The 13,188-nt window shown below is 32.4% G+C and carries 11 protein-coding genes; 5 read left to right on the top strand and 6 right to left on the bottom strand.

Annotation, left to right across the window (positions count from 1 at the left end):
• Positions 1–40: 40 nt before the first annotated feature.
• The gene (locus tag ACTS9J_RS07780) at positions 41–682 is read right to left on the bottom strand and encodes a hypothetical protein (RefSeq protein WP_115001090.1); all 642 of its coding nucleotides are present in this window, start codon (positions 680–682) and stop codon (positions 41–43) included.
• Entirely contained in the window at positions 682–1,182 is a 501-nt protein-coding gene (locus ACTS9J_RS07785; RefSeq protein WP_291061969.1) for an RNA polymerase sigma factor, read from the bottom strand. The genes ACTS9J_RS07780 and ACTS9J_RS07785 overlap by 1 nt, the downstream gene beginning before the upstream one ends.
• Before the next feature lie 330 nt (positions 1,183–1,512).
• Between ACTS9J_RS07785 and ACTS9J_RS07790 the strand changes: the two genes are divergently transcribed.
• From ACTS9J_RS07790 to ACTS9J_RS07800, 3 genes are read left to right on the top strand one after another with little or no spacing between them, the layout of a single operon-like run.
• Entirely contained in the window at positions 1,513–2,205 is a 693-nt protein-coding gene (locus ACTS9J_RS07790) for a succinate dehydrogenase cytochrome b subunit (protein ID WP_125349257.1), read from the top strand.
• Positions 2,206–2,222: 17 nt separating this feature from the next.
• Positions 2,223–4,235 (top strand): fumarate reductase/succinate dehydrogenase flavoprotein subunit, encoded by a 2,013-nt coding sequence (locus ACTS9J_RS07795; RefSeq protein WP_448353107.1) that lies wholly within the window; start codon positions 2,223–2,225, stop codon positions 4,233–4,235.
• 60 nt (positions 4,236–4,295) lie between these two features.
• A complete protein-coding gene (locus ACTS9J_RS07800; RefSeq protein ID WP_038337216.1) occupies positions 4,296–5,066 on the top strand; it encodes a succinate dehydrogenase/fumarate reductase iron-sulfur subunit in 771 nt (256 codons plus the stop codon).
• Between the two features lie 647 nt (positions 5,067–5,713).
• Here the strand turns inward: ACTS9J_RS07800 and htpG are convergent.
• Positions 5,714–7,591, bottom strand: coding sequence for a molecular chaperone HtpG (gene htpG / locus ACTS9J_RS07805; RefSeq protein ID WP_416410162.1), 1,878 nt, complete (start codon positions 7,589–7,591; stop codon positions 5,714–5,716).
• A 180-nt stretch (positions 7,592–7,771) separates the two neighbouring features.
• Between htpG and ACTS9J_RS07810 the strand changes: the two genes are divergently transcribed.
• Both ACTS9J_RS07810 and ACTS9J_RS07815 read left to right on the top strand, forming a co-directional pair.
• A complete protein-coding gene (locus tag ACTS9J_RS07810; protein ID WP_416410164.1) occupies positions 7,772–8,653 on the top strand; it encodes a DUF72 domain-containing protein in 882 nt (293 codons plus the stop codon).
• 86 nt (positions 8,654–8,739) lie between these two features.
• Positions 8,740–9,711 (top strand): N-acetylornithine carbamoyltransferase, encoded by a 972-nt coding sequence (locus ACTS9J_RS07815; protein WP_416410166.1) that lies wholly within the window; start codon positions 8,740–8,742, stop codon positions 9,709–9,711.
• A 65-nt stretch (positions 9,712–9,776) separates the two neighbouring features.
• Here the strand turns inward: ACTS9J_RS07815 and ACTS9J_RS07820 are convergent, their stop codons facing one another.
• From ACTS9J_RS07820 to ACTS9J_RS07830, 3 genes are all read right to left on the bottom strand, one after another.
• Entirely contained in the window at positions 9,777–11,423 is a 1,647-nt protein-coding gene (locus tag ACTS9J_RS07820; RefSeq protein ID WP_313636225.1) for a glycoside hydrolase family 2 protein, read from the bottom strand.
• Positions 11,384–11,995: a sugar-binding domain-containing protein gene (locus ACTS9J_RS07825; RefSeq protein ID WP_286495215.1), complete on the bottom strand. Its 612-nt coding sequence runs from the start codon at positions 11,993–11,995 to the stop codon at positions 11,384–11,386. The genes ACTS9J_RS07820 and ACTS9J_RS07825 overlap by 40 nt, the downstream gene beginning before the upstream one ends.
• Before the next feature lie 101 nt (positions 11,996–12,096).
• The gene (locus ACTS9J_RS07830) at positions 12,097–13,176 is read right to left on the bottom strand and encodes a peptidylprolyl isomerase (RefSeq protein ID WP_244957946.1); all 1,080 of its coding nucleotides are present in this window, start codon (positions 13,174–13,176) and stop codon (positions 12,097–12,099) included.
• Positions 13,177–13,188 lie beyond the last annotated feature (12 nt).

Below are 13,188 nucleotides of genomic sequence, written 5' to 3' on the forward strand. Positions count from 1 at the left end.
ATTGGATAAATTTTTTCATTCAGTTTACAAAAATAAGATTTTATTTCATTTCTTTCAACTCTTTCATGTTTTGTTGAAGTTTTCTTAAAAATAAAAAATAAATAATCCCATAATAAACCGTTCCTATAATCACAATAAAAGCAACAGCAGTTATTATTGCAATCCAACCATAAACAGCAGCATTATTCACAATTGGCTGTATATCATGAGCGTGTTTTGCCAAATAAATAGATTGGCCTAATTCGTAATAGAATGGGGCAGAAGAAACAATTAAACTTAAAACGGTGAAAAGAATAAACAAGTTCACCAATCGACGAAATGAAATAATGTTTTTCATCAAATCGACCACAGATTGATTAAGATCTATTTTTTTGAAATAACGATAAGCCATCACCAAAAATCCAAACGTAATCACAATACTAAAAACCGAAGCGATCTCGTAATTGTTAATTGTTTTTTCTTCGACTAATGTTTTGACTTCGTTATTAAAAAAATTTTTTCCTGAAATTAAAACATATAAATTGTAGACAAGAAAAAGGATAAATTCGCAAAAAGTGAATATAAATAACCATTTTATTGTCGTTGATGATTTTTTCTTCAACATTTGAAAAATTTGATTTTGATCAAACTTTTCTTCTTCCTTTATGGAACCCCAAATTGATTTTAAGTCATCTAACTCCATTATTGTTCCATTTTAAACATTATTTCTTTTAATTTTATCTTCACTCTGTTCATCTTTACTCGTGCATTTACTTCCGAAATTCCTAAAGTTTCGGCAATGTCTTTGTAAGGTAAGTCTTCCAAAAATAGCAGTACCAATGCACGTTCTACGTCGTTTAATAATCTAATTGCCGCGTATAAAAGTGTGATACGTTCTTCTAAAAATTCGTCTTTGTCGTCTGATGTTAAGTTTAAAAATTGAGCTTCATTAAAATCAGTTTCACTGGATTTTGTTTTTTTTCTGATTAATGTAATTGCTGTGTTTAAGCTAACACGATACATCCACGTACTAAATTTTGAATCTCCCTTGAAGGAATCGTAAGAACGCCATAATTGCAATACAATTTCCTGAAATAAATCGTCATGAGAATCCTTGTCGTCTGTGTAAATACGACAAACCTTATGGATAATTCCCTGATTTTTCTCGACTAATTCGGTAAATATTTTTGCTTTATTATTCAAACTATTATTCTGTTGCTCTTTATATGTAGTAAAAAAAAGAATAATGTTACATACAACTAAAAAAATAAAAAATCCTCTTATATTTCTATAAGAGGATTAACCTAACTAACTTAAACCTATGAAAAGTTGTTCTACTTTTCTACTGCAAGTATAGAAATTAATTATTTATTAAGCAATAAAAATTTAGAAAAATTGTTAAAAATGTCTTAATTAACTAAGAATGATTCTAAACTATCGAAATCTGTTAACGAAATGATATATTTCATTGTGATTAGAGCAATGGGATGATTAAATTTGTGGAAATATCTAAAAAATTAAACGAATTGCTTTATGGCAAATGAATCATTACTAAAATCTTCGATTGGTAAGAAGTTCGCGATGGCGCTTTCAGCGTTATTTTTGATCGTGTTCTTGTTACAACATTTCGTGATTAATGCATTATCTGTTATTAATCCGAATGGGTTCAATGAAGTTTCGGCTTTCATGAGTGATAACCCTTTTATCCAATATTTAATGCAGCCTATTTTATTAATTGGTGTTGTATACCACTTTGTAATGGGGTTTGTATTAGAAGCGCAAAACAAGAAAGCGCGTGGACCAGTTGCTTATCAAAAGTATAATGGTGCTGCAAATGCTTCTTGGATGTCAAGAAACATGTTAGTTTCTGGATCTGTAATTTTAATTTTCTTATTATTACACTTGTATGACTTTTGGGTTCCTACAATTACTGATCACTACATTGCTCCAAATCCTGAGTTTGCTCAAGGAAATTACTTTATGGATCACTTAAACCACGTTTTCACATTAGAAGGTGCTTTAAGTTTTGTAAGATTAGTAATTTACATTGTTGCATTTGTATTTTTATCATTACACTTACAACATGGTTTTGCGTCTGCATTCCAATCTATTGGAGCAAGACACAACAAATACACGCCAGTAATTGTTGCTTTCGGAAAATGGTACTCTATTTTAATTCCAGCTGGTTTCATTATCATTGCTGTTTACCATTTTTTTGTTAAATAATTAAATAATATCAAGAAATGAGTATATTAGATTCTAAAACTCCAGAAGGAGATATCGCAAAACAATGGAGCGAACACAAAGCACACCTAAACTTAGTGGCTCCAAATAACCGTGATAAAATTGATGTTATTGTTGTAGGTACTGGTTTAGCTGGTGGTTCTGCAGCTGCTACTTTAGCAGAGTTAGGATATAAAGTAAAAGCTTTCTGTTACCAAGATTCACCTCGTCGTGCTCACTCTATTGCTGCACAAGGGGGTATTAATGCTGCTAAAAATTATAAAGGAGATAACGACTCTATCTATCGTTTATTTTACGATACAATCAAAGGTGGTGATTACCGCGCTCGTGAGTCTAACGTTTATCGTTTAGCGGAGGTTTCTGGTAATATTATCGACCAATGTGTAATGCAAGGGGTTCCTTTTGCACGTGATTACGGTGGGTTATTAGATAATCGTTCTTTTGGTGGGGTACAAGTATCTCGTACTTTCTATGCGAAAGGTCAAACAGGGCAACAATTATTATTAGGAGCTTATTCAGCAATGAATCAGCAAATCCACTTAGGGCACATCCAAATGTACAACCGTCACGAAATGTTAGATATTGTACTTGTAGATGGTAAAGCTCGTGGTATTATCGCTCGTAATTTAATTACAGGTGAAATCGAAAGACATTCTGCTCACGCAGTAGTTATTGCTACTGGTGGTTACGGAAACGTATATTTCTTATCTTCTAATGCAATGGGTTCTAACGTAACTTCAGCATGGAAAATTCACAAAAAAGGTGCTTATTTTGCTAACCCTTGTTATGTACAAATTCACCCAACTTGTATTCCAATCCACGGAACAAATCAATCTAAATTGACTTTAATGTCTGAATCTTTACGTAACTCTGGTCGTATCTGGGTTCCTAAAAAGAAAGAAGATGCTGAAGCAATCCGTGCTGGTAAGAAAAAAGCAGTTGATATCAAAGAAGAAGACAGAGATTACTACTTAGAAAGACGTTATCCTGCATTTGGTAACTTAGTTCCTCGTGACGTTGCATCTCGTGCTGCAAAAGAGCGTTGTGATGCTGGTTATGGTATTGAAGCAAATGAAACTGGAGAAGGAGTTTATTTAGATTTTACAGATGAGATCAAGAAAAAAGGTCGTGAGGTTGCTTTCGCAAACGGAGATCAAAATCCATCAGATGCTGAAATCGAGAAATTAGGTAAAAAATGGATTGAAGAGAAATATGGAAACTTATTCCAAATGTATTGGAAAATTACAGATGAGAATCCATACGAAAATCCAATGCGTATCTATCCAGCAATTCACTACACAATGGGTGGTGTTTGGGTTGACTACAACTTACAATCAACAATTCCTGGATGTTTCGTAGTAGGAGAAGCTAACTTCTCTGATCACGGAGCTAACCGTTTAGGAGCTTCTGCATTAATGCAAGGTTTAGCAGATGGTTATTTCGTATTACCTTATACAATTGCAGATTATTTATCAGCAGATATTCGTACAGGTAAAATTCCTACAAATACGCCAGAATTTGATGAAGCTGAAAAGGCTGTTAAAGACCAAATTCAACATTTCTTAAGCAATAAAGGAACTAAAACTGTAGATAGTTTCCACAAACGTTTAGGAAATATTATGTGGAACAAAGTAGGTATGGCTCGTAATGCTCAAGGTTTAAAAGAAGCGATTGCTGAAATTGCTGCTTTACGTGAAGAATTCTACCGTGATGTAAAAGTTCCTGGTGATGCTAACGAAATGAACACTGAGTTAGAGAAAGCTGGACGTGTAGCTGACTTCTTAGAATTAGGACAGTTAATGGCAATTGACGCTCTTAACCGTAATGAGTCTTGTGGTGGTCACTTCCGTGAGGAGTACCAAACAGAAGAAGGTGAAGCAATGCGTGATGATGAAAATTATACTTATGTTGCCGCTTGGGAATATAAAGGTGATGATATCAACACTGAGGTTTTACACAAAGAGGAATTAAATTACAAATATATCGAGCTTAAAACTCGTAGTTATAAATAATAAAATCATTTTGCTTGATAACAAACCTTCAAGCAAAATGTCAAAATATCATATAGAATTATGGCATCATCAAAAACAATCAGCATCACGCTGAAAATTTGGCGTCAAAAAAACGCTAATGCTCAAGGAAAAATGGAAACATATTCCTTAAAAGATGTTTCTACTGATTCTTCTTTCTTAGAAATGCTTGATTTATTAAACGAGCAATTAATAGAGGAAGGAAAAGAGCCAGTTGCATTCGACCACGACTGTCGTGAAGGTATTTGTGGTATGTGTTCTTTATTCATCAATGGAGAAGCGCACGGACCAGATAGAGGTGTTACAACTTGTCAATTACATATGCGTATGTTCAAAGATGGTGAAACGATTTACATCGAACCATGGAGATCTGCTGCATTCCCAGTAATCAAAGATTTAATTGTAGACCGTTCATCTTTCGACCGTATCCAACAAGCTGGTGGTTACATTTCTGTAAACACATCAGGACGTACAGTAGATGCAAACAACATTCCAGTAAACAAAATGCATGCAGATGAAGCGTTTGACGCTGCAACATGTATTGGTTGTGGAGCTTGTGTTGCAACTTGTAAAAATGGATCTGCAATGTTATTCGTAGGAGCTAAAGTTTCTCAATTCGCATTATTACCACAAGGACAAGTAGAAGCTGCTCGTCGTGCTCAAAAAATGGTTGCACAAATGGATTTAGAAGGTTTTGGTAACTGTACAAATACAGGAGCTTGTGAAATCGAATGTCCAAAAGGAATTTCTTTAGATAACATCGCACGTATGAACCGTGAGTATTTATCTGCAAAAATTGTATCACAAGAATAATAACATTCTGATATATATTAAAAGAGCGACATATTTGTCGCTCTTTTTTTGTTATAATAATTGCATAAAAAAAGGATTTCAATTTCTTGAAATCCTTCCCAATGTCAAATTCTTTCTTCTGAATAAGTCCATTGTAACTTGTTCTATTTAAATGATTATAAAAAAAGAATTTTTATAAATAGAACAAATATCTATTGTAAATAATAAATGAAATGTACTCATGTCTGATTGATTATTAATTATATGTAAAAATGCAAAAACTATGAGCAAAATCGATTTAAAAAGAACGTCTGGAGAAAAAAGGATTTCAATTTCTTGAAATCCTTCCCGAAATTTTTGATAATGATTTGAATTAATTTTCACCTTATTATGAAAATTCTCTGTCGGCTTAAAAATTTCGTTATTTTGTGGAAAAACAACTATTAATTTTAATGTTCTGTTTCAAAACAACTAAAGTATTTTGAAGTCCTGAACGAATAATTATTAATTCCTTGATGTAAAATTAATGATAAAAATCATGTTTTACAAATTATTTCAGATTAATTTTAAAAGTTTAACACATCAATAAATCTATTTAGAAATAAAAAATCCAGCACATTATGTGCTGGATTTTAAGTTTAAGATTACTAAAATATAGTGTTCTGAGATTATTTAATGTTCTTAAAACTTCTATTGATAAAATTTGTTAATTCTTTACCTTTTAACAAACCTTGTGATAATTTTGCTAGATCTAATGCTTGATTAATCAACGCTTCTTTTTCTTCTTTCGAATCTTTAGCTAAAATTTCTGTTGCTAAATCCGAGTTTGCATTCACAACAACATTATACATTTCAGGTAAATTACCCATTCCAAACATCCCAGCTCCGCCAGAAGCTTGCATATCTTTCATACGACGCATAAATTCTGATTGCGTAATGATGAAAGGTGCATCTGTTCCAGATAAATCTTCTAATTGAATTGTATATGATTTATTGTTGATTGATTCTGTGATTTCAGTTTTCAATTTTTCTTTATCATCATCAGATAATTTGGAAATTTTAACTTCATCTTTTTCAATCAAATTATTGATATGATCTGCATCAACACGAACAAATGTTACATTTTCTTTTGTAGATTCTAACTTCTGAATCAAGTGAGAAGAAATAGGAGAATCTAATAAAATTACTTCGTAACCTTTTTCTTTCGCAATTTGTATGTATTGATCTTGTCCATCAACATCAGATGCGTAAAGAATAACTAATTTTCCGTCTTTATTTGTTTGGTTGTCTTTAATCGCACTATTTAATTCGTCCCAAGTAAAATATTTACCATCAACTGTTGGATACAATGCAAATTTGTCAGATTTTTCGAAGAATTTATCTTCCGAAATCATTCCATATTCAATGACAACTTTAATATCGTTCCATTTTTGCTCGTAATCTTCACGATTTTGATTCATTAATGAAGACATTTTATCCGCCACTTTTTTCGTAATATGCGCAGAAATTTTCTTAACTGCTCCATCAGCTTGTAAGTACGAACGCGAAACATTCAACGGAATATCTGGAGAATCAATCACACCGCGCAATAACATCAAGAAATCAGGTACAATTCCTTTCACTTCGTCTGTTACAAACACTTGATTTTGGTACAATTGAATACGATCTTTATCAATATTGATGTTGTTTCCTAATTTTGGGAAGAATAAAATTCCAGTCAAATTAAATGGATAATCAACATTTAAGTGAATATGGAATAAAGGTTCTTCGAATTGCATTGGATACAATTCTCTGTAGAAATTTTGATAATCTTCGTCAGACAATTCTGATGGCGCTTTTGTCCAAGCCGGATTTGTATTATTGATAATATCATCAACTTCGATTTCCTCAGGTTTTGCATCTTCTGAAGCATCTTCTGGTAAAGGAAGTGTTTCTTTTTTCGTTCCAAATTTGATCGGAATTGGCATGAATTTATTGTATTTATTCAATAATTCACGGATTTTCCATTCGTCTAAAAACTCTTTCGAGTCTTCTGCAATGTGTAAAACGATTTCAGTTCCACGATCTGTTTTATCCGAATTTTCTAATGTAAATTCAGGAGAACCATCACACGTCCAATGAACTGCAGGCTCGTCTTTATATGATTTTGTTATGATTTCTACTTTATCCGCAACCATAAATGCAGAATAAAAACCTAAACCAAAATGTCCGATAATTCCGTCCGCATCTTGGTGTTGATTGATAAATTCTTCCGCTCCAGAAAACGCCACTTGATTGATGTATTTCTCCACTTCATCAGCTGTCATTCCCAAACCTTGGTCAATAATGTGCAAAGTATTATCGTCTTTATTGATTTTTACTTCAATTTTTGGATTTCCGTATTCTACTTTTGCGTCACCAATACTTGTTAAATGCTTTAATTTCAGGGTTGCGTCAGAAGCATTTGAAATTAATTCACGTAAAAAGATTTCGTGATCGCTGTATAAAAACTTCTTAATTAATGGAAAGATATTCTCTACCGAAACATTAATATTTCCTTTATTCATCGTTATTGTATTTTTATTATTTAATAATTAGTTTTTCTTGTAAATAGTCTAAATCATAAGATTTATTGACGAATTCTAAATTTCAAAAGATATTCCAAATGAAATTTTTCTGACATTTTGTCGTAAAATAGATCATGAGAACTGCTTATAATTGCTTAATTTTCGTTCAAATTTAGAAAGATGAAATTCGGAAAAGTAGAAAACCCAGAATTGGTTAATTTTACATTGCCAAAAACGCCAAAAGAAACGATTGATTTGTTGAATAAAGCTGATAAATCAGATAATTTCGAAGTATATGTAGGCTGTGCAAAATGGAATAAGCAAGATTTGAAGAATTTTTATCCGCCTAAAACAAAAGATGAATTGAGTTATTATTCAAAGCAATTTAATAGTATCGAGCTAAATGCGACATATTATCGTTCGCCAAGTAAAGAAAATGTCGAAACTAGGGCAAATAAAACTCCAAAAGATTTTAAATTTTTCCCGAAAATTCCACAAAGTATTAGTCATTATGGACGATTGCAAAATGTGACAGATAAATTGAATGAATATTTGGATGCAGTTGCGTTATTTGAAGAAAAATTAGGAATGATTTTCTTACAAATGCACGAAAATTTTGCTCCAAAAGATTTTGAAAAATTAGAAAATTTCATTCAAAATTTTCCGAAAGGTTATCCGTTAGCTGTAGAACTTCGTCATGAAGATTGGTTTTCGAACGAAGAAAATTTTAATCGATTGGTTTCGTTATTAGAAAAGCATAACATTTCAAATATTATTGTTGATACAGCGGGTAGGAGAGATATGGTGCATATGCGATTGACTTCGAATGAAGCTTTTGTGCGTTTTGTTGGAGCAAATATTCCCTCCGATTATGAACGATTAGATGAATGGATTGAAACAATTAAACTTTGGAAAGCAGAAGGTTTGCAGAAATTGTACTTTTTTATTCATCAAAATTTAGAGTTAGAATCGCCAATGTTAACCAAATATTTTATTAAGAAATTAAACAATGATTTAGATTTAGATATTCGTGGTCCTCAAGATGAATTGACGTTGTTTTAAGTGAAAATTAGAAAAAATAATTCTTTAAACCTCGATTGTTTCAACTAATTTTGCAGAACAAATAAAACAAAAGATTCTTCTCAATTATGAAACAATTTACTTCGGTTAATGATGTAGAAAACATCGACGAATTACTAAAAATAGCCTTAGAAATTAAAGCAAATCCTTTTGCTCAACAAGAGGTTGGTAAAAACAAAACAATTGGTTTAATATTTTTTAATCCAAGTTTACGTACACGTCTAAGCTCTATTAAAGCGGCTTATAATCTTGGAGCAAATGCTTGGGTTTTGAATGCTGGAGCAGATTCTTGGACATTGGAAATGGCTGATGGTGCTGTGATGAACGGAGATTCGCAAGAACATATCAAAGAAGCAATTCAGGTAATGAGTGCGTATTGTGATGTTTTAGGCGTTCGTACTTTTCCGAAATTAGTAGATCGTGATGAAGATTATAACGAAATCATGTTCAATAAAGTAAAAGAATTATCTTCTGTTCCTGTTGTGTCTTTGGAAAGTGCAACATTACATCCATTACAATCTTTTGCTGATTTAATTACAATTGCAGAAAAAACGGGTTATACGCCTGGGACAAAACCTGAAAAGAAAGTGAAAGTTGTGATGACTTGGGCGCCGCATCCACGTCGTTTGCCACAAGCTGTTCCGAATTCTTTTGCGCAATGGTTTTCTAAAGTAGATTGGGTAGATTTTACAGTTGTACAACCAAAAGGTTTGGAGCTAGATCCAAAATTTACTGATGGAGCAACGATTGCTTATGATCAAGATGAAGCGTTGAAAGATGCTGATTTTGTCTATGCAAAAAACTGGTCTTCTTATGAAAATTATGGTCAACCGAATGATGGTGATAAGGATTGGGAAGTGACAATGGATAAAATGAATTTGACAAATAACGGAAAATTTATGCATTGTTTACCAGTTCGTCGCAATGTAGTAGTATCTGATGAAGTTTTAGATTCTGATCGTTCTATCGTAATTGATGAAGCAACGAACCGAATTTTCTCAGCTCAAACCGTTTTTCACGAGATTTTGAAAAATAAGTAGTAAACTACAATTAAAAAAGGCTTAAAAATTAATTTTTAAGCCTTTTTTAATGATATTATTTCTCACTAAAGTCCAACATGAATATCTTTCGTAGTGGCTTCTTTTTGAGAAGTTTTATATTTTGAATCATAGTTCCAAATAATCTTATCTGAAATGGTTTTTCCATTAAGATTAGTTTCTGCAATGATTATGTTTTCACCTTTTTGCAATTGAACATTTTCAGCAACGAAATGAATCTTATTATAGCCATTTTTTACATTTTCAATCTTTTTACCATTTACAGTTAACGTTGGCGTTCCTTGATTAGAGAAGATTGTAACAGTTGTAAATTCATTTCCTCTATTTACCATTCTACGTTGCGTTAAATAAACAACAGGTTCTTTGCTCCAATTTGCTTTATACCAATAAAAAGGATCTTTTTTAATTTTTCGATCAAACGAAACCAAACCTTTGAAATTTCTTGGATTAACATTTAATCGTGTAATAGGCGTTGCAAAATCGAAAGTATTCCAAACATAAGATCCCAAAAATATTGGATGTTTTTCTATTGTTGCCCAATGAACAATATGAAATTTAGTTGCAAATTCTTCTGGAAAAAATGCAGGATCACTCCATTGATTTCCATAGTTCCCAGCAACTTCAACTTGATCTTCAGGTTTTGCTTCTGCGCCATATTCAGAGAAAATGATTTTGTAATCTTTGAATTTTTTCGAAATTTCATTCGCCCAAGTTTCAACATCTTCTTTGTCTGTCAAATTTTCTACTTCGCCATTGTACCATCCAAAATAATGATTAATTCCTTGTATATCCGCATTATTATTAACTGGATGATCGACCACATTATAACCACTTACTTGTACTGTATAACGATCAGAATCTTCTGTTTTAGCTAAGTCATTTAGCTTTGTTGTCAATTCGATGGTGTAATTATTTGGCGAATAAACTTCATTGTGTAATCCCCAAGTGTAAATAGATGGATGATTGTAATTTTGACGAATCAACTCTTTTAATTGTTGCATTGCATTATTTTCTTCCAAGGTTGTAACCTGATTCACAAACGGAATTTCTGCCCAAACAATCAATCCTAGACTATCACATTTCGAGTAAAAATAATCAGATTGTTGGTAATGAGCTAATCGAATAGAAGTTGCACCAATTTCTTTTATAATTGCTAAATCTTCATCGTGATCTTCATTTGATAAAGCCGAACCTTTTCCCCAGCGATCTTGATGTCTTGTCACGCCATAAAGCGGATATTTTTTGTCGTTTAAGAAGAAACCTTCGTTCGCTTTTAGTTCAAATTTACGAATACCCAAAGGTTGTGTTACTTCATCTAAAACTTGATTATTTTGTTTGATTTGTGTCACTACTTTATATAAATATGGATCTTCTAATCCATTCCATAAATGTGGATTATTAACCTTAATATCTTGAATAATTTCTTGTCTTCCTTGTGGTGATAGAGTGTAAGGAGTGCTGATAGACTTTACAGTTTTATTGTTATGATCGATGATCGAAGTGAAAATTTCGATGTTATTTGTTTGAGCTGATTTATTATCAACTTTGACTTTAAGATGAATATCAGCCGATTTTTTACTAACATTTTTCTGAGAAATAAAAATTCCAGCCGAAGCAAAATCATTTACAGCAATATTGATAGGATCAGTAACAATTAACGAAACAGGACGATAAATTCCGCCATAAACAGGAATAAAACATGATTAACAGGAATAATTGCTGGATTTTCTTCGTTATTAGCTTTAACCAAAATTTCATTTTCTTGATCAAATTTTAACATTCCTGTCAATTCCAAAACAAAAGCAGAATATCCACCTTGATGACGACCTACAAAATTATAATTTCCGTTGTTTACATCACTTTGATAGCTTACTTTGTTCTTATTTTGAGTTGATTTTAAAGGAGAATTATTCATGTAAACTTCTGCATTTGCTCCAACACCTTCAAATTTGATAAAGATTCGTTTACCTTTCCAGTTTGTTTTTGGCGTAAAAGATTTTCTGTAATACGAATCACCCACATAAAAACGCTCGTTTGTACTATAAAAACCAGGTGTAACTTGGTTCGTTTGCATATCAGTTGCATTCCATGTATGTGGAACTTGAACCAATTGCCAATCGCCTTTGAAGATAGAATTGTAATTAATTTCTGCAGTGGTAAATGGCCCTTTTTTAAAGCTCCAATTAGAGTTGAAGTTTACTATTTCTCGTGCATTTACTATTTGTAAACCGATAAAGAGTAAAATTAGAGATGTTAAATTTTTCATGTGAGTTTTGATAAGCAGTAAAAATAGTAATTTCAAAAATGTAGGCAAAAAAGAAAGCCACTCGATTTGAGTGGCTTTTCTACTTATTTTGAATAGATAAATTATTTATCTAAAACTTCCATATCAAAATATAAAGTTGCATTTGGTGGTACAACACCTCCAGCACCTCTTGATCCGTAACCTAATTCGGCAGGGATAATTAAGAAAACTTTAGAACCTCTGTTGAACATTGTTAATGCTTCCATCCAACCTTGGATTAATCCTGTAACACCAACTGTTGCGTCTAGTGGTTGATTGCGATCGTAAGATGAATCTAATTTTTCACCATCATTTAAACGTAAAGTATAATGTACTTGAATTGGATCTCCTTGTACAGGTTTTGCTCCGTTTCCTTCTTCTAAAATTACATATTTTAATCCAGAAGGAGTTGATTGAGCTTTTGCTTCTAATTCTTTTTGACGAGCAATTTCTGCATCTTTTTCAGCTTTTGCTTTCGCTTCAGCTTCAGCTTGTTTTTTTGCGTGATTTGCTTTTGCAGCTTCAAATGCTTCAGCTCCGTTGTATTTAGCATATTTATCACCTTTACGAGCGATTTCTACTTTTTCAATTACAACAGGAACAACTGGTTTATCACTTGGTGTTTTTTCTACATTTGCAATAGAATCAACAACATCTAAACCTTCTACAACTTGTCCGAAAATAGTGTGACGCCCGTCTAACCATGGTGTAGGAACTTCTGTGATGAAGAATTGAGAACCGTTTGTAGCAGGTCCTGAATTTGCCATAGATAAAACACCTTTTTTATCGTGTTTTAAAGTTGGTTCAAACTCATCTTCGAAATCGTAACCAGGTCCTCCTGTACCAATTCCGTCTGGATCACCTCCTTGAATCATGAAATCTTTGATCACACGGTGAAAAATGATTCCATCATAAAAAGGAACTCCTTTTGCTTTTGCTTTATTTTCTTTTGTACCTTCTGCTAATCCAACAAAGTTAGCAACCGTCATTGGTGCTTCTTCTTCGTATAATTTGATTGTCATTGCACCATGATTTGTTGTCATTTTTGCATACAATCCATCTTCTAAACTTTTAAATTCTTCTTTACTCATCGATTTTGGAATTTTAACGCCACAACTAACAAGGGTAGTGATGACAGTTAAGATTAATAATATTTTTCTCATTTTAACTTTACA

It is taken from the genome of Empedobacter sp. ULE_I140, assembly GCF_053482575.1.